The following is a 17,980-nucleotide window of genomic DNA, read 5'->3' on the forward strand; positions in this document are numbered from 1 at the left end:
AACCGCCTGAAGATGCAGGCGTAGTAGCTTCAGGTCACTTGGGGTTATAGAGTTAAACTAGCTGCTCTGGCCAGCCATAGTGTTCGATATAAGTTTGTAGATTCTTGGGGCGATACTGAGGATCTTGATCCCAGCGGGTCTTCACCGAATGATGCAAAAGTACTGGGATTTGCTCAGGGTCGAGTGGTCGTAAATATTCCTGTTTTATCCGATAAAAACTGCGTCTCGAGTCATGTAAGGTCGCGAGCGGATTTGGATGCACACTCGCGGCTAAGTGTGGCTCTAGGCTTAAATTAAATTTCTGCGCCTCGGATATCATCCACAACAGTGCAATATCCGACAACAATGAACCGTCTTTATCGGGTTTATAACTACCGCCAATATTGCTATGGGCGCCCGCAAACCACACTTGCTGCATGTCCATATTGTCGCGTAGTTGCCAAATAGTCGGCTCAAAATCACTGCGATGTTCATCTATGGCTAAGGCATGGCGGGCAACGCGCACATTGCGGCCAATTTTAGTGTCGTAAAACTCGTCTTTATCTTCGAACAAGCCTAAAAATGAAATAGGGATCCCCATAGCACCCACGGTATCCCACACGCCAACAAACTTGATTTCCCGTGATTCATGACTGTATCTCGCTCTAAATTCGAGGGATTTTTCACCATCAGGCGCAAAGGGCGCACTGCTTTTTTTATAGTGGTCGAAAGCTTGTTGAATCAACGCCGCATCGGGGCGTTTAAGTATGCCGCAGTTATTAATCAAGCCACACAAGCAACGCACAGTGTAAGCACCGCGGCTAAAACCAAAGAGATAAATCTCATCGCCTGGGGAATAGTTTTGCACTATATAGCGATACCCATCCATGATGTTTTTATGTAAACCGCGCCCTGTCGCACCACCGATAGTTTGATCGTAATAGGAACCCACACCCCAATCATAAAATACCTGCTGGGGTTTACCATCAGCCGCTATCGGGCTGATAGCACGCGCGAGGCGCAGCACATTGGTGGGGAAATCGACCTTAAGATCTTTCTCGGGCCGATTCCAAGTCCCATCGGCACAAATCACGATACGCTTATTCATAGGATCATCCTTGAGAACGCTTTGAACACTGAACGGCTAGAGGCTAACCCATAGTAGCTAACAACAAATTGTCGCTAGTTGCTAGTCACTAATAGGCAGTTACTAGTCCTCAAACTTAGCGCATTTTATGCCTGTACTAAAGCCATTCGCGCGTCTTACTTAACATTGCAACCAACAATGCTGCGTCACTTATGCGCCGACATTTAAGGTTCGATTAGTAATCAAAACCTTGCTGTGCCTTGATACCCGCTTCAAAGGCGTGTTTCAGCGGCTGCACTTCGCTGACCGTATCTGCAAGCTCGATGATGGCACGGTGGCAAGCACGGCCAGTGATAATCACATGCTGCATGGGTGGGCGATTTTTAAGTGCGCTAAGCACACGTTCCACATCTAAATAGTGATAGCTCACCATGTAGGTCAGCTCATCCAGCATCAAGCAGTCAATCGACTCATCTTGCAGCAGGGCTTCGGCGGCTTCCCAAGCGAGTACAGCGGCGGCGGTATCTTTTTCTTTATCTTGGGTTTCCCAGGTAAAACCTGTGCCCATCACATGAAACTCAACCCCTGCACCTTCGAGTAAATTGCGCTCACCGCACTCCCAAGTGCCTTTGATAAATTGCACTACCGCGGCTTTTTTACCGTGACCGACGGCGCGGGCAACAGTGCCAAAACCTGAGGTCGATTTGCCTTTACCGTTACCGGTTAATACCAGCAAAATGCCCTTCTCTTCTTGGGCGGCGGCAATTTTAGCATCCACACCGGCTTTCACTTTCTGTTGGCGAGCCTTGTGGCGTTCGGCCTTGATTTGCGCTTGTTCGTTGTCGTTCTGTGCTGTCATGGTCTTCTCTTCACTCTGCGGCTAAAAATGTCTGCTTTTAAAACTTATGCTTCTAAAATTGGCTGTAATTTTTGCATGTCTAAATGCTCGGCTAACACATCGGCTAAACGATCGAGTTGCTGCTCACGTATTTGATTGATATCTATCGCCTTAGCATCGTTTAATCCCGCCCAGCGCAAAATCAACTGACACGCATCGGGGCTATCAAACAGCCCATGTAAATAAGTGCCAAGGATTTGCCCGTCATCACTTTGCAGGCCATCGGCAAAGCTCATAGATGTGGAATCAGGGATTAACTGCAAGGGCGCATTCGTTTGTTCAAGCCTAGGGATAAGATAGCTTGATTCACCGCAGTGGATTTCATAGCCCTTAACAGCAACCTTTTGCCCAAGTAACGTTAGCTCACCTCTCACTCGCCGTAACTGTTTTTCGGCTTTGAGTTCTGTGCTCAGCGGCAGGTAGCCAAGTCCAGCGGTATCACCCGCACAGTCTTCAATGCCTAAGGGATCGGCAATGCTTTGGCCTAACATTTGGTAGCCGCCGCAAATGCCGAGCACTTTGCCGCCGTAACGCAGGTGTGTGGCAATATCTTTATCCCAACCTTGCTGGCGTAAAAAGGCTAAATCGGCGCGCACATTCTTACTGCCGGGCAAGATCAATAAATCGGCGGCGGGCAAATGAGTCGCGTGACTCGCGGCTTGGGTTTGCAACGACACATAGTCAAAATCAATATCGGGATGCAGCCGCAGCGGATCAAAATCCGTGTGATTACTGATCCTTGGGTACACTAATACCCGCACTTTTAAGCGGCTGTTAGCGCCTTTAGTCGGCGAGCTTATCAGCGCATCTTCGGCATCGAAATGTAAATCATGCAGATAAGGCAACACGCCTAAAACAGGCTTGCTCGTATAAGCTTCAAGCCAATCGAGGCCAGATTGCAACAGGCTAATATCACCACGGAAACGGTTGATCACAAAGCCCTTTACCCGCGCCTGTTCGGATTCTGATAACAAGGCCAAGGTCCCGACCAAATGGGCAAATACGCCGCCCTTATCGATATCAGCAATGATAATCACAGGACAATCTACGGCTTCGGCAAATCCCATGTTGGCAATATCGCCCTCGCGTAGATTGATCTCCGCCGGACTACCCGCGCCTTCAACCACTATGGTTTGATACTGACCGCTTAATCGCTCGAATGATTCCAGCACAGCGCCAAGCGCCATTGCCTTGTAATCCTTAGATTTAGGTCCAAAAAAGGCCGAGGCTTCGAGTGTTGTCAGGGCTTTGCCATGAACGATAATTTGCGCGCCCGTGTCCGAGCTTGATTTAAGCAGTATGGGATTAAAATCGGTATGGGGCTCAAGATAACAGGCCACGGCTTGCAAGGCCTGTGCGCGGCCAATCTCGCCGCCATCAATAGTGACAGCGCTATTGAGCGCCATATTTTGCGGCTTAAAAGGCGCAACCTTAATCCCCTGACGGGCGAGCAAACGACAAATGCCTGCGACTAAGGTGCTCTTGCCCGCATCCGATGTTGTGCCCTGCACCATCAAGACTGCCGCGCGCCGAGGTGAATTAACCGCAAGCGTATTAATTGCTGGCGTATTAACTGCAAGAGTGTCAGCGGTATCGAGTGCATTAGCACAGGCTGTGTTGTCTGTGTTTGGAGAGGACATAGGTTTAAAAGGCTTATTCTAGTTTGCAGTCATTAACATAACAGCTCAGTCAAAAATCACTTAAGTATGCAACTTAAGCTTAAAACGTGGACTGAGCCCAAAGTCTAAAGAGGTTTCAATGCTAAGGGTAAACCAGCGACCACTAAGGTGACATTGTCCGCTAAGGTCGCCACGGCTTGATTTAACCAGCCCGCTTCATCGACAAATTGTCGGCTCAACTCACCTAAGGGCACTATGCCAGAACCGACTTCGTTACTGATCAAAATCACCACTCCCTCAAGCTCGACGAGGGAATCCACAAAAGCGGTTTTCTCGGCCTGCCAACTCGCATGAGCTTTATCGTCAGAGGTTGAAACGGCAAAGGTGGAAGTGGCAAAGTCAGTCGCATTCCACTCAGTCGGCGCGGGTTCATCATCGATGTTAAGGTTCGATGCAAGTAATTGATTCGTTAGCCAAAGGGTTAAACAGTCTACTAAAATCACTCGCCCAGGTTTTGCTAAGCGCTTTAACAGTGCCGTAAGGGCGAGCGACTCTTCAAACAATTGCCATTCGATACCATCGTCCGTCCGTCCCGCTTGATGTTTGGCGATACGGGTCGCCATTTCATCATCCAGCGCCTGCGCCGTGGCCACATAGCAGGCATCGAAGCCGAGCGCAGTGTACTGGCGCACTAAGGCTTCACCGTAGCGACTCTTACCGCTACGGGCGCCGCCTAGGACGAGGTGGATCACAGTATGTTACCCACAACGAGCAATACAAAATAACACACGATTTCAGCTATTTGCTGCGCCGCGCCTAAGGTATCACCCGTGTAACCGCCAATCTGGCGTCTAAAGATCATTATGATCAAACGGCGCAGTCCTATCATCACTAACAGCAATGACAATGCCGCTAACCCCTTGAGGAATAACAACACTAATACGCCGCTGGCGATCAGGATAAGCAGCTCATTAATGCCTTGATGTTGCGATAGCGGCTTAGACTTACTGGTCTCGTCATCGCGGACATATTTTTCACTAAAGATGATACTGGCTGATACCACGCGGCTCACTGTGTGCGCGACGATAAGCGCCGAGCCCGCGACCACAGGATCGTACAATGCCAACTCGACTAACAACTGCCATTTCAGCAGCAGGGCCAACATCAACGCCAGTGCACCATAACTGCCAAGGCGCGAGTCCTTCATGATCCGCAGTTTGTCTTCCGCCGTCCAACCACCGCCAAAACCGTCGAAGGTATCGGCTAGGCCATCCTCGTGAAATCCGCCCGTGAGCAAGACGCCAACCAACATAGCTAACAGCACAGAGACGCCGGCGGGGAGCCAGTTCTGCGTCAGCCAAAATACAATGGCACTTAACAGGCCGACCAAAAGACCGACGAGACCGAAATAACGGCTGGCCTTATTCAACTTATCGCTATCGACTTCGACCCATTTAGGCATAGGAATGCGGGTAAAATAGCCCATGGCAACTAAAAACAAATCTATCTCTTTGTGCCAGCTTTCGCGTTCTGACATAAAGCATCCTTAGTGAATTAACACTTGCTGCAAGGTTTAAGATTAAAACGGTTGGCTAAAAAGTTATTATTTTAAATAAGTAAAATAAGCGACTTAGCAGAGCACATCATACAACAGCCTCAATCCCCGCATCACTAAAACTCGCCATTTGATTGTAAAAATTTACTGAGGCTTGAATAAGCGGCAACGCCAAGGCTGCGCCCGTACCTTCGCCTAATCTCAGCCCGAGTGATAATAAAGGTTTCGCCTGCAAAAATTCTAACATCCGCTTATGGCCTTGCTCGTCTGACTGGTGGGCGAAAATCAAATAATCGCGCACATTGGGGGCAATTTGCACCGCGACTAATGCCGCAGCAGTAGCGATAAAACCGTCCACAACCACCAGCATTTTGCGCTCGGCGGCGGCTAACATCGCGCCCGTCATCTGCACAATTTCAAAACCTCCTAGGCAAGCTAACACTGATTTTGGCCCAGTTAAGGCGCTTTGATGCAGCAATAACGCCAGCTCAATCAGCATCAGTTTACGTTCTAAGGTTTCACTATTAATGCCCGTGCCACGGCCGACACAATCAATCACATCGAGCTGCATGATCGCCGCCATAATGGCTGCCGCAGCCGAGGTATTGCCTATACCCATTTCGCCAAAGGCGACTAAGTTACAACCTGCTTGATGGTGACGCTCAATCAAATCGCGCGCCATCGCAAAGCCTTTATCGACGGTTTCCAGCGCCATAGCGGGCTCTAAATGAATTGCCCCTGTGCCCGCGCCAAGACGTTGATCAATAATGCCTTCAACCCCTTCGACTGGCGTTAAAATACCGCAATCGATCACTTCGAGCGTAAAGCCCACCTGCCGACAAAAAACGTTAATCGCCGCGCCGCCATGGGCAAAATTTTGCACCATTTGGCGCGTCACTTCGCTTGGGGCAATCGACACGCCTTCTGCCGCAATACCATGATCACCCGTAAACACTAACATGGTTGGATGAACGATTTTCAGCACAGTATTTTGTGGCTGATCCGTTTGTTGCAAATCAGTCGCTTGCACGCGGGCAATCTGTAAGGCTAAGGATTCAAGCTGACCTAAGGCGCCGGGCGGCTTAGTCTTAAGATCAATTTTTTGCTGGATCAGCGGATCCTGCGTTTTACTCACAGGGCTGATTTGAAAAGACACGGCTGACTGAGACATCCACACTCCACTTATTATCTTAAATAACCACAACGCATCCTGCGTCTATGACTAACATGTCCAATTTTGCATTTCCAATCGCGGGGCAGATATCAACAAAAATGCTGATTATCCCGCCAGTCTGCGCTTGCTAGATGACTCTAGGATTACGTTCTGACTAGGTGCTTACGGCATGACTCTGCGTTTACGCAAAATCAGCAAAAAGAACATGCTACCTATGGCCGCTGTGATAATGCCCACGGGCAACTCTTGATTGCCCAACAAACAGCGCGCCAGCACATCAATCCAAACCATAAATAATCCGCCCACCAGCGCCGTTAAAATAATCGGCTGACGACCTGGAAACAGCATGCGCACTGTGTGGGGGATCATCAAACCGACAAACCCAATCCCGCCGCAGGTAGCGACCAAAATCGCGGTAATCAAGGAGCAGAGCAGCAACATATTGAGTCGCAACTTAGGCACATTCACCCCTAAGGTATGCGCCGTTTCATCCCCCGCTTGCAACGCCATGATCTGCCGTTTCATGCCTAAAATAATGAACAAACTCGCGCCAATCACCAGTGTCGGCAGCACTAATAAGGACCAACTGGCCTTAGCGAAACTGCCTAAACTCCAAAACAACACAGAAGCCGTCGCCTGCGGACTAGCGAAATACAGCAGCAGACTCGTTAGCGCGCCGAACATAAAGGAGGTCGCCACGCCAGAGAGCAACATGCGCTCCACTTGGCTATTGAGCCCAAGGCCAGACAAGGCCAGCACTATCAGTACCGACAAACTGGCACCAATAAAAGCGCCGAAGGGCAAGCTAAACCACAGTAGCCCTGACAAGGCGCCCGAACCACTAAAAATCCCCGAGTTCGCCGCCATACCCGCATTCTCAAAAAATCCAGAGCCCGTGAATAACGTCAACATCACCACAGCGCCAAAGGACGCGCCTGAGCTAATGCCAAACAGATAAGGGTCGGCCAATGGATTGCGGGTCACGGTTTGCAGCACGCTGCCCGCCAAAGACAAGCCCGCACCCGCCACAAAGGCCAGTAAAATACGCGGCAGTCTGAGCTCCATCACGATGCGCTCCGTCATGCCATTGGCTTGAGTGAGGTTGGCCATTTTATTGATAAACACTTGGATAACATCCATAAAACTGATGTTCGCCGCGCCAAAACTCGTGGCGGCAATGGGGGTTATCAAAGTGATTATGCCTAATGCGACCAGCATCAGTTGTTGTCTCGTCAAAGGTGTCACGATACGCCCCAAATGTAAGATGAAATGCTGTTTACTCCCTGAATCATCCGCCCTCGCCTCGCTCAGCCAAAGCATTAGCCATGTTGTGCGTCGAATCATGGTAGCCATAAAAGTAGCTGATTAAGGGCTTTTTATGTTGTGGATGGGTCGACACCTGAGCGCACACGCCGAACACATCACCAATTCGCGCCTCGGTTAATACCTCAGTTGGCGTGCCCATAGCGCTGACTTCACCGTTATGGATCAACAATAAACTGTCGCACAGGGCGCTGGCTAAATTGAGATCGTGAATAGAGGCAATCACGCTGATGCCAAGGCTACGCACTAATTCGAGGATTTGAATTTGATAACGCACATCGAGGTGGTTGGTTGGCTCATCGAGGATCAGCAGTTGTGGCTGCTGCACTATGGCGCGGGCGATCAAGGCACGCTGCTTTTCACCGCCGGATAAGTGCTCGTACTGTTGATGCATCTTATGACTCAGGCCGACTTTCTCTAATGCCTTTGCAATGCGCTCGCCATCACAGCTCGAATTGGTATCGAACATGCCCTTATGCGGCGTTAAGCCCATGCTGACCAATTGCTCTGTGGTTAAATCAAAATAGTGCGGCGTGTCTTGCTGCACTACAGCGACGCGGCAAGCAAACGCCTTGGGCGACAAGCGCTCAATATCTTGATCAAACAAGGTAATTTTGCCCTGAGTCGGGCGAACAAAGCGATACAAACAGCGTAGCAAGCTAGACTTACCCGCACCGTTAGGCCCAATCAAACCCAACATCTGCCCCGTTGGCAGCGCAAAGTTAATATTGGAAAGAATGGTTTTGCCATCGATACACCAGCTTAACTGGCTGACATCGAGCGCGACCGTCTGGCTCGCTGATGGGCGAGTGTCGCTGTCATTCAAAGCATGGCTCGTTTGGATGGCAGAGAGTTTCACCAACGCGGTGCTCCTAGCGAGTCCAAACCTGAATTAAAAAAGGTTGTGCACATTGTCATCGGCTCCCTCGAGTCACCCGCTCGAGAACTAAGGCTGCACGCAGCGATAACAGAAATAGGCAGGTCTCCTGACTCGTCACTTTTCTATTGAAAACAATATAAAAAGTCACTCACAGTTGCGGGCACAGTTCGGGCTGACTGACGAGCAGTCAGCCCCGATTCCCTATTATGTTGAGATTGATTTCAAGCCTTTGCAGCGTGCCTCGGCAATAGTTGCCACAGAACACCCTCGCACGACTCAAAACTCCCAACACCTATTTCTGTGACGTCATCCGGTACACTGCCACCAGCCTTGCAAGGCCGCGTGCGTCAGGGGACGTCAGGAAAAAGCATTATCCTATATTTACCTTAATAGGCAATCGACAATCACGCTGGTAAGACAAGAAAAATCTTCACCTTAGGGCAACGCGGATCACTCGCAGCGCCCGCTCGGCCAATCTAAACGCCAGTAACAAACGCCGTGTTCATCTTGCAGCACATTAATGCTCACCACGGCCGCCACGGGTAAATCGAGTTGACTGTAAAAGCCCACCGCCCGTTCAACCCCAAGGGCGCGCGCCATTAAGTGACGGATCACTCCGCCGTGGGTCACGACCCATACTTTGGCAGCCAGTTCGCTCGTACCCACACTAGCGCCCACTGCCTGCTCGGCGTTATCTGAGTCGAGAATCAACCGTTCAAACTCGGCGGCGAGTATCTGGTCAATCGTCCCATTCACCCGCGACTCGAAACTGGCCATAGTTTCCCCATTGGGCGGCGGTGTTTGCCAAGGGTTTTGCCAATAGGCCGCTAAATGTTCGCCCGCTTGTTGATACAGTTCATCGAGCCGACGACCGTCCCAATCGCCAAAATCAATTTCCTGTAAACCCGATAAAAGCTGCGCCTGCAATGGCCTTGACTCAGATACCAGCGCCGCCGTCGAATGCAGCTCGGCGGCAAAGGCTTGGGCAAATTCGGCGCAGCGGCGTGAGGTCGAGCTATAAATCGCGCTACACACGCTGGCCTGTGACTCAACCGCTGCCGACATTTGCTGCCAGCCCTTTTCGCTTAGAGGCACATCCACACGGCCGCGTAAAATGGCGCCGCCTTCGCACTCACCGTGGCGTAACAATAACAATCGAACTTGTTTCATCGTATTCCTATGTCTATCACTCATGGCAAATTTTGTTGAAGCCCCACATTAGACCCGTCGTCCTATATACTCAATTACGCCCTAGCCCTACAACTAGTCCTACAAAAAGAGCCGTTAAACTGGGTGAAAAGTGGTGATAGGACTCAATTGTCGTCAGTCAATTTTGACCTTGCCCTGACAATCATAAGTCGCGTATTATGGACGTCTATACGTTTAAATGTCCAAAAACATTTTATAAAAAACAAGTATCCAAAAACAAATGTCGATAGACCAGAATAAAATGCACTTTGCATAACAAGGGTCGATGCTTGGACTTAACTTAGCTGTATTTAAGGTAATTATTTATGACGATACCCTCAACTAAAGCCGGCCAGATATTAGCAGACATTCGCAAACAGCTTGCAGAGCGCATTCTGATCTTAGACGGTGCCATGGGCACTATGATCCAAGGCTACAAGCTGGAAGAAGAGGACTATCGCGGCGAACGCTTTAAAGATTGGCACACTGACGTCAAAGGCAACAACGATTTATTGGTGTTGTCGCAACCCCACATCATCAAACAAATTCACACCGACTACTTAAACGCCGGTGCAGACATCATTGAAACCAACACCTTTAATGCTACGACTATTGCCATGGCTGACTACGACATGCAGTCGCTGTCCGCCGAAATTAACTTAGTCGGCGCGCGCCTCGCCCGTGAAGCCTGTGATGAAGTGTTTGCGGCCACAGGCATTCCACGCTACGTCGCCGGGGTGTTAGGCCCCACTAACCGTACGTGTTCGATTAGCCCTGATGTGAACGACCCAGGCTATCGTAACGTCAGCTTCGATGAGTTAGTCAGCGCTTACCGAGAATCCACTAAGGCACTGATTGAAGGCGGCGCGGATATCATTATGGTCGAGACCATATTCGATACCTTAAACGCCAAGGCCGCGCTGTTTGCGATTGAATCCGTATTCGATGACTTATTTGGTCAGCATTCGAGTGACCGCTTACCTATCATGATTTCGGGCACCATTACCGATGCCTCTGGCCGCACACTGACTGGCCAAACGACCGAAGCTTTTTACAATTCCCTGCGCCATATCAAGCCCTTATCTATCGGTCTTAACTGTGCACTTGGGCCAAAAGAATTACGCCCCTATGTGGAAGAATTATCCCGCATCAGTGAGTGTTATGTGTCGGCGCATCCGAATGCGGGACTGCCGAACGAGTTTGGCGGTTACGATGAAACCCCAGAAGACATGGCGAATGTGATCGAAGATTGGGCGCGCGAAGGCATGCTCAATATTATCGGGGGTTGTTGTGGTAGTACGCCTGAACATATCCGCGTGATCCGCGAAGCAGTGAGCCGTCACGATCCACGTATTTTGCCGGACATTCCAGTCGCTTGCCGCTTGGCAGGTTTGGAACCACTGACTATCGATGCCCAATCCCTGTTCGTTAACGTGGGAGAGCGCACCAACGTCACAGGCTCGGCTAAGTTTTTAAAATTGATCAAAGAAGGCAAGTTTGAGCAAGCGCTCGATGTCGCCCGCGAGCAGGTTGAAAGCGGCGCGCAAATCATCGACATCAACATGGACGAAGGCATGCTCGATGGCGCCGAGATCATGCACAAGTTTTTAAACTTAATTGCCTCTGAGCCCGACATCAGCCGCGTACCTATTATGATCGACTCCTCTAAATGGGAAGTGATCGAAGCTGGCCTCAAATGTATTCAAGGCAAGGGCATAGTTAACTCTATTTCCCTCAAAGAAGGCGAAGCCAAGTTTATCGAGCAAGCCACCTTAGTGAAACGCTACGGCGCGGCGGCCATTATCATGGCATTCGACGAGCAAGGTCAGGCCGACACTAAGGCGCGTAAAATCGAAATCTGTACCCGCGCTTATCGGGTGCTGGTTGATAAGGTCGGCTTTCCGCCAGAAGACATCATCTTCGACCCGAACATTTTTGCCATCGCCACCGGTATCGATGAACACGACAACTATGCCGTCGATTTTATTGATGCCATTAAAGCAATTAAAGCCACCCTGCCCCACGCAATGATTTCGGGCGGCGTATCGAACGTGTCGTTCTCATTCCGCGGTAACAACCCAGTGCGCGAAGCGATTCACGCCGTTTTCCTGTACCACGCCATCAAAGTCGGCATGGATATGGGCATTGTCAACGCGGGTCAGTTAGCCATTTACGACGATATCGATCCTGAGCTTAAAGTGCGGGTCGAAAACGTGGTGCTTAACTTGCCCTGCCCAGTGGAAGGCTCAAGTAATACCGAGCAGTTACTTGAAATCGCAGAGAAATTCCGCGGTGATGGCGCGCAGGTGGGCAAGAAAGAAGATTTAGAATGGCGCAGCTGGCCGGTGAGCCAACGCTTATCCCATGCGCTCGTCAAAGGCATTACCGAATTTATTGATGAAGATACCGAAGCCGCTCGCCAAGAAGCGAAACGTCCGCTGGATGTGATTGAAGGCGCCTTGATGGACGGCATGAACGTGGTCGGCGACTTGTTCGGCTCGGGCAAGATGTTCCTGCCGCAGGTGGTGAAATCGGCGCGGGTGATGAAAAAAGCCGTGGCTTACTTAAACCCCTATATCGAGCTGGAAAAGGTCGAAGGCCAATCTAACGGCAAGATCTTGATGGTGACGGTAAAAGGCGACGTGCATGATATCGGCAAAAATATCGTCGGCGTGGTGCTCGCCTGTAACGGTTTTGAGGTATTCGATTTAGGTGTGATGGTGTCGGTGGAGCGAATTCTCGACGCCGTGAAAGAACACAATATCGATATCATCGGCATGTCGGGCCTCATCACGCCGAGTCTGGACGAAATGGTGCATAACGTGAAAACCTTCCACCGTGAAGGCTTAACCATTCCGGCGATTATCGGCGGTGCCACTTGCTCGAAAATCCACACAGCGGTGAAGATTGCGCCCCATTATCCCCATGGCGCTATTTATATTGCCGATGCGTCCCGCGCCGTGCCTATGGTGAGTAAGCTCATCAACAACGAGACTCGCCAAGCGACTATAGACGAAACCTATGCCGAATACGACGACATGCGCACTAAGCGTTTATCCCAAGCCAAGCGCAAAGAGATAGTGTCACTCGAAGCGGCGCGTGAAAACCGCTGCCAACACGATTGGGCCAACTACACTCCGTTCACGCCAAACGTGCTCGGTCGCCAAGTGTTTGATAATTATCCGTTAGAAGACCTAGTCGAGCGTATCGACTGGACACCGTTTTTCCGCTCGTGGGAACTGCACGGCCATTACCCTGAAATCCTCACCGATAAAGTGGTCGGTGAAGAAGCGCAAAAGCTGTTCGCCGATGGTCAGGCCATGCTCAAGCAAATCATCGAAGAAAAGTGGCTCACGGCGAAAGCGGTTATTGGCTTATTCCCTGCCAATACCGTCAATTACGACGACATTGAGCTGTATACCGATGAGTCGCGCACCACAGTTGAAATGACCACACATCACCTGCGGATGCAGCTTGAGCGTGTCGGCAACGACAACTTCTGCCTATCCGATTTTGTTGCACCAAAAGACTCAGGCGTCGCCGATTACATGGGCGGCTTTGCGGTGACCACAGGCCACGGCATAGACGAACATGTGGCGCGTTTTGAAGCCAACCACGACGACTACAACGCCATCATGCTCAAATGCTTAGCCGACCGTTTGGCCGAAGCCTTTGCCGAGCGGATGCACGAACGGGTACGTAAAGAATTTTGGGGTTATGCGGCCGACGAGCAGTTAAGTAACGAAGCCTTAATACGCGAGAAATACAAAGGCATACGCCCAGCACCGGGTTACCCAGCTTGCCCTGATCACACAGAAAAAGGCTTGTTATGGGACTTGCTCAAGCCCGATGAAACTATCGACTTGAATATCACCGAAAGCTACGCCATGTTCCCCACAGCGGCAGTATCCGGCTGGTATTTCGCCCACCCGAAATCGCGCTACTTTGGCGTGAGTAATATAGGCCGCGATCAAGTGGAAGATTACGCGAAGCGCAAAGGGATGAGCATTGCCGAAACGGAGAAGTGGCTGGCGCCAGTGTTGGATTATGATCCCGAGTGATTGGGATCTGCAATCACCCGCAGGGCTTAAACTTTCAAACTTCGTTTGAATTAAGCGTTAAAGTCGTGGGGCTTCACCCCACACCCGACCAAGGAGGACTGCTCGTCCTATCCTCCTTGGATTCTCCAAGACGCCCCTAGCGAAGTTACATGCATTGATTAGTGGCTTCGTGCTTATTCGAAAATCGCTAACGCTTCCGATGGGGCGTCCCTTCCCCCCGAAAGCTACGCAGACGTCCTGTCTGCGTCACGCTATTTTCTTCAACGCCCTTCAGCAACTTCGCAGGGGATCGGTGAACTTCTGTGGCATTAGAGTTAACTTTTCGCATTGAAAGAGTTATGCATGTCCTATCTTTTCTCTTTTATGAATTGCTTCATTAAAAAAATCAATCACATAAAAGACTTGTTTCGTGCTTATTCGAAAATCACTAACGCTTCCGATGGCTCCACTTTACATCCCTGTAAAGCCCTCCAGTTCGGTTGTCCCTGCCTCTCGCTCATAAGCACTAAGATCACCGATTTCCATTCGCCCCGTCCCCGAAAGCTACGCAGCAACTTCGCAGGGGATCGGTGAACGTCTGTGGCATTAGAGCTAACTTTTCGCAGTGAAAAAATTAAGCCTATTCAACCTCTAACAGATAAGTGTTATGCCTCATAACTGATGAGCGATTGGTGTCACTTTCTATGGCAGCGAGTGCTTGACTGAGGTGTTCACTTAAATATTGCCACACTTCGTTGACGGCGCGGCTTCGCGCATCTTTTCCTAAACACACTAAATGAATCGGCGCAGGATCTGTGTGTTGCCACTTGGCTAACACTGGTACTAGCTGGCTGGCTCTCAGTTCTGGCTGAATTAACATGGGGTCGACCCGAATGATCCCCATGCCCATACAAGCAAGTTCGACTAAGGTTCGGCCATCATCCGTGGAGCTTGATGCCACAATGTGTTGAGTTTCAATTTCGCCATTTGGGCTACGAAAGTGCCAACAATCCATGGCGAGCTTTTGATGACGAAAGATTAAACATTGATGCGCGGCTAAATCGCTGGGCACCTCAAGTTTAGCGGCCTGCTTAAGGTAGGCGGGACTGGCAAAACAGGCCCATGATTTCGTACCGATACGGCGCGCGACCAATGAAGAATCGGGCAACTCACCGACCCGCAGCGCAATATCTATCCCTAGCTCAATTAAATCGACCACGCGATCATCAAGATTGATGTCTATCACTATCTCGGGAAAAAGTTGTTTCAGCTTAGGCAGTAAAGGCAGCAGATAGCGTTGACCTAGGATGGTTGAGCTACTGATTTTTACCCGCCCACTGGGTTTAGCTTGCGCTTGCTCGGTGAGCTTAGCGGTATTGCTAAGCAATTCTGTTAGTGAATCGGTGATGGCCAGCAACTCAGTACCCGAATCGGTTAAATTGAGCTGGCGCGTACTGCGCTGCAACAACCTAAGCCCAAGTTGGTGTTCAAGCTGGGCAATTTTCTTACTAACGGACGAACGAGGCAACTGCAGCGCATCAGCAGCGGCTTGAAAACTGCCTAACTGAGTGACACAACGAAATATATATAAATTAGGTAATTGCAGGTGCAATGCCGAAGTATCAATAGCCATATTGGTTCCAGTAAAGAAACAATTCATTTCTTATTACATACCTTATTGGAAACCATTCTCCGAGTTATGCTTTTCTGCGTCAAGCTTCACGACTCACCACGGACTCATCACTCATCAGGAGCACACAGATGCAAACCAGTCTTCACAATAAAACAATTTTAATCACAGGCGCCACTGCGGGTATTGGCTTGGCGACCGCGCACGCTTTGTTGCAACAAGGTGCGAAGTTAATCATCTCAGGCCGCGACCAAAGCCGCTTATACCATGCCGTAAAGCAACTTGACGGCAATGTTATCCCAGTGCTGTGTGACAGCGCCAATATCGCGCAAATCCAGCAAATGGCTGCACAGTTAGCAAGGGATGAGATTACACTCGATGGCCTGATTTTAAACGCTGGCGTGTTTTACCCAGCACCGTTTGAGCAGATGAGTGCCGATAACTTTCACAGCACAATGGCGATTAACTTTACTGGCCCAGTATTCACCCTACAGGCCTTATTACCCTGTTTAAACAACCCCAGTAGCGTGGTATTTATCTCTAGCGTTGCAGTACAAAAAGCGTTTTCTGAAGCGGGGGTTTACAGCGCCAGCAAAGCCGCATTTGAAGGTTTCGCAAGAGTGCTAAATCTTGAACTTGCAGCCCGAGGCATACGCATTAACTCAGTGCGCCCCGGGGTGACCGCAACCGAAATCCAAGCCAAAGCCGGCATGGATGACGCTACCATCAATGGCTTTTTTGAGTCATTGAGCACCACCCCTGTCGGCAGAGTATTAACGCCAGCAGACATTATTCCGGCGATTAACTATCTCATCTCCGATGCCAGTATTGGCCTACGCAATGCCTACATAGATATCGACGGTGGCTTTGGACTGTAGCGAATTATCAAGTAGGAGGTTAAGGGAAACGCTGAAGATTTTTGAAGGAGTAATCTAAGCTCTGCTTATGGAAATCAAACGTAGACCAAGGAGGATGTGCACCCTATCCTCCTTGCTTATCTGTTCAGCAGCAGCCAAAACGCGCCTTGCGAAGTAGCATGCACTAATAGCTCAAACTTCATTTTTGAAACCAAGATCAGAATCAAAGTCGTAGACTACCATTCCACATCAGGGCAAGAAGGGGGGGTCGGTGAACGTCTGTGGCATTAGAGTTAACTTTTCGTATTGAAAGAGTGATGCCAGTTCCACACTTCTTATTGTCCTCAACTTACCAAGTTATATTGTTGACCCAAGATGACTATTGATACTTCTATAAACTAAAGACAAGTGAATCAACTCAACCAAAGCGAAATTGATTATTCCGATAATGGAATATGGCCGTTACCCATTAACGACTAGTGAAGTGGGTGGAGAACTCTAGATATCGAAATGTAGACCACACAAAGTGATTTTCTGAATAATTACGGTATATTCATAGGTCATACTAAGACCCGAAATAATAACTTACCCACAATAAACCGTGATATACACACCCAACACCAACAACACTTAAACCATAAAGAAATAAACCAATAAATTCAATATCATGAACAATTACACATCCTTCCTGCTTGAGAAAAAAATATCCAAACACAGTATTCAAAAAACCAACCAGTAAGTCTAAATGATGACTCCACAACAACGTGATAGTGATATAGCCTTAGTTCAACGCTAAAGGCGATATATAAAGCTATCGGCATAACAATTTGATCTAATTAGCAGACTGCATCGTATAAGTAGAAAAAAAATTATCGACTATACTCAGTTTCTCATCATAAAAATGACGTTTTAAGACTTCTTGGAAATCAATATGATCATATTTAACAAAAAATTAAAGGCTGAACATGAACAATTGAAAGAAGAGTTATTTTCAATGCGGCAAGTTAGGGAAAGCCTTGACAGTGAGATGTTAGTATTAGCGTTAGATGCTGATGGAAAAATTATCGCAATCAACGCTAATTTTACTGACGACATGTTATTTCAAAAAAGCTCACCTATCGGCAAACACTTAACGGAAATGGTGCCAGCGCGAGCTCGAAACACAAGTCATTATAAAGCAATGTGCAATGCCATAAAGCAATGCGAGCATTGGGTAGGCGCACTGCAAATTGTTAAGGGCGATGGTGAGGAAGCTTGGTTACGAGCCATTTTACAGCCCGTCAAAAACAGTAATGGCAAGTTAAAACACTTTTCTATTTATGCAAACGATCTAACCCGTACTATTGAAAGCTCGAAAAAACATGAAGATTTAAACCAAGCATTACAGCGCTCTACCGCTGTTATTGAGTTTAACTTAGACGGTACAGTCATTACTGCTAACGATAACTTTTTAAATGCGATGGGATACACTAAGAATCAAATTGTTGGTAAACACCATAGAATTTTTTGCGAACCAGAAGAATATAACTCAATAGAATACAAGCATTTTTGGGATCAGCTATGCAAGGGACAATTTGTCGCGAATCGCTTTAAACGTGTGGATAGCTATGGCCGTATCGTTTGGTTAGAAGCCTCTTATAATCCTATTTTTGATAGCTACAACGAACTCTACAAAGTCGTAAAATTTGCCACTGTTATCACAGATCAAGTCAACAGAGAACTGGCCGTATCCGAAGCGGCTGACATAGCC

12 protein-coding genes, 1 pseudogene and 1 riboswitch are annotated in these 17,980 nt (G+C 49.0%); of the genes and pseudogenes, 3 read left to right on the forward strand and 10 right to left on the reverse strand.

Annotated elements, in window-relative coordinates:
- Nucleotides 1-52: 52 nt before the first annotated feature.
- The 9 genes from Q4Q50_RS07965 to Q4Q50_RS08005 all read right to left on the reverse strand — a co-directional run bounded on the left by Q4Q50_RS07965 (nucleotide 53) and on the right by Q4Q50_RS08005 (nucleotide 9,685).
- Nucleotides 53-1,087 carry a T6SS phospholipase effector Tle1-like catalytic domain-containing protein gene (locus Q4Q50_RS07965; protein ID WP_311898980.1) on the reverse strand — a complete coding sequence of 345 codons (1,035 nt, stop codon included), beginning with the start codon at nucleotides 1,085-1,087 and terminating at the stop codon, nucleotides 53-55.
- A 214-nt stretch (nucleotides 1,088-1,301) separates the two neighbouring features.
- Nucleotides 1,302-1,925, reverse strand: a complete 624-nt coding sequence (gene cobO / locus Q4Q50_RS07970) for a cob(I)yrinic acid a,c-diamide adenosyltransferase (protein ID WP_286993898.1) — start codon at nucleotides 1,923-1,925, stop codon at nucleotides 1,302-1,304.
- Nucleotides 1,926-1,969: 44 nt separating this feature from the next.
- On the reverse strand, nucleotides 1,970-3,604 hold the full coding sequence (locus Q4Q50_RS07975) for a cobyric acid synthase (protein ID WP_311898981.1): 1,635 nt from the start codon (nucleotides 3,602-3,604) through the stop codon (nucleotides 1,970-1,972).
- Nucleotides 3,605-3,708: 104 nt separating this feature from the next.
- Entirely contained in the window at nucleotides 3,709-4,335 is a 627-nt protein-coding gene (gene cobU, locus Q4Q50_RS07980) for a bifunctional adenosylcobinamide kinase/adenosylcobinamide-phosphate guanylyltransferase (RefSeq protein WP_311898982.1), read from the reverse strand.
- On the reverse strand, nucleotides 4,332-5,120 hold the full coding sequence (locus Q4Q50_RS07985) for an adenosylcobinamide-GDP ribazoletransferase (protein ID WP_259503602.1): 789 nt from the start codon (nucleotides 5,118-5,120) through the stop codon (nucleotides 4,332-4,334). The genes cobU and Q4Q50_RS07985 overlap by 4 nt, the downstream gene beginning before the upstream one ends.
- 106 nt (nucleotides 5,121-5,226) lie before the next feature.
- The gene (gene cobT / locus Q4Q50_RS07990; RefSeq protein WP_311898983.1) at nucleotides 5,227-6,309 is read right to left on the reverse strand and encodes a nicotinate-nucleotide--dimethylbenzimidazole phosphoribosyltransferase; all 1,083 of its coding nucleotides are present in this window, start codon (nucleotides 6,307-6,309) and stop codon (nucleotides 5,227-5,229) included.
- Nucleotides 6,310-6,474: 165 nt separating this feature from the next.
- Nucleotides 6,475-7,632, reverse strand: a complete 1,158-nt coding sequence (locus tag Q4Q50_RS07995) for a FecCD family ABC transporter permease (protein ID WP_311899041.1) — start codon at nucleotides 7,630-7,632, stop codon at nucleotides 6,475-6,477.
- Nucleotides 7,601-8,494, reverse strand: a complete 894-nt coding sequence (locus Q4Q50_RS08000; protein WP_259503600.1) for an ABC transporter ATP-binding protein — start codon at nucleotides 8,492-8,494, stop codon at nucleotides 7,601-7,603. Before Q4Q50_RS08000 ends, Q4Q50_RS07995 begins: the two co-directional genes overlap by 32 nt.
- 100 nt (nucleotides 8,495-8,594) lie before the next feature.
- Nucleotides 8,595-8,761: riboswitch (cobalamin riboswitch) on the reverse strand.
- A gap of 204 nt (nucleotides 8,762-8,965) precedes the next feature.
- Nucleotides 8,966-9,685: a histidine phosphatase family protein gene (locus Q4Q50_RS08005; RefSeq protein WP_311898984.1), complete on the reverse strand. Its 720-nt coding sequence runs from the start codon at nucleotides 9,683-9,685 to the stop codon at nucleotides 8,966-8,968.
- 344 nt (nucleotides 9,686-10,029) lie between these two features.
- Here Q4Q50_RS08005 and metH point away from each other — a divergent pair, with 344 nt between their 5' ends.
- On the forward strand, nucleotides 10,030-13,764 hold the full coding sequence (metH, locus tag Q4Q50_RS08010) for a methionine synthase (RefSeq protein WP_311898985.1): 3,735 nt from the start codon (nucleotides 10,030-10,032) through the stop codon (nucleotides 13,762-13,764).
- Between the two features lie 619 nt (nucleotides 13,765-14,383).
- Here the strand turns inward: metH and Q4Q50_RS08015 are convergent.
- The gene (locus tag Q4Q50_RS08015; protein WP_310802787.1) at nucleotides 14,384-15,376 is read right to left on the reverse strand and encodes a LysR family transcriptional regulator; all 993 of its coding nucleotides are present in this window, start codon (nucleotides 15,374-15,376) and stop codon (nucleotides 14,384-14,386) included.
- Nucleotides 15,377-15,504: 128 nt separating this feature from the next.
- On the opposite strand from Q4Q50_RS08015, the gene Q4Q50_RS08020 reads away from it, so the two are divergent.
- Nucleotides 15,505-16,251: an SDR family NAD(P)-dependent oxidoreductase gene (locus tag Q4Q50_RS08020; protein WP_311898986.1), complete on the forward strand. Its 747-nt coding sequence runs from the start codon at nucleotides 15,505-15,507 to the stop codon at nucleotides 16,249-16,251.
- A gap of 1,006 nt (nucleotides 16,252-17,257) precedes the next feature.
- Nucleotides 17,258-17,938 (forward strand): annotated as a pseudogene (locus Q4Q50_RS22360) (PAS domain-containing protein); the annotation flags it as partial.
- Between the last annotated feature and the right edge of the window lie 42 nt (nucleotides 17,939-17,980).

The sequence above is a fragment of the Shewanella scandinavica genome, assembly GCF_031932065.1.
Taxonomy (GTDB): domain Bacteria; phylum Pseudomonadota; class Gammaproteobacteria; order Enterobacterales; family Shewanellaceae; genus Shewanella; species Shewanella baltica.

Bases quoted from the DNA above. Each gene is read 5' to 3' on its own strand.
- Q4Q50_RS07985 (WP_259503602.1), bottom strand. From the start codon at position 5,120: ATGTCAGAACGCGAAAGCTGGCACAAAGAGATAGATTTGTTTTTAGTT.
- metH (WP_311898985.1), top strand. From the start codon at position 10,030: ATGACGATACCCTCAACTAAAGCCGGCCAGATATTAGCAGACATTCGC.
- Q4Q50_RS08005 (WP_311898984.1), bottom strand. From the start codon at position 9,685: ATGAAACAAGTTCGATTGTTATTGTTACGCCACGGTGAGTGCGAAGGC.
- Q4Q50_RS07975 (WP_311898981.1), bottom strand. From the start codon at position 3,604: ATGTCCTCTCCAAACACAGACAACACAGCCTGTGCTAATGCACTCGAT.
- Q4Q50_RS08015 (WP_310802787.1), bottom strand. From the start codon at position 15,376: ATGGCTATTGATACTTCGGCATTGCACCTGCAATTACCTAATTTATAT.
- Q4Q50_RS07995 (WP_311899041.1), bottom strand. From the start codon at position 7,632: ATGCTTTGGCTGAGCGAGGCGAGGGCGGATGATTCAGGGAGTAAACAG.
- Q4Q50_RS07965 (WP_311898980.1), bottom strand. From the start codon at position 1,087: ATGAATAAGCGTATCGTGATTTGTGCCGATGGGACTTGGAATCGGCCC.
- cobO (WP_286993898.1), bottom strand. From the start codon at position 1,925: ATGACAGCACAGAACGACAACGAACAAGCGCAAATCAAGGCCGAACGC.
- cobT (WP_311898983.1), bottom strand. From the start codon at position 6,309: ATGTCTCAGTCAGCCGTGTCTTTTCAAATCAGCCCTGTGAGTAAAACG.
- Q4Q50_RS08020 (WP_311898986.1), top strand. From the start codon at position 15,505: ATGCAAACCAGTCTTCACAATAAAACAATTTTAATCACAGGCGCCACT.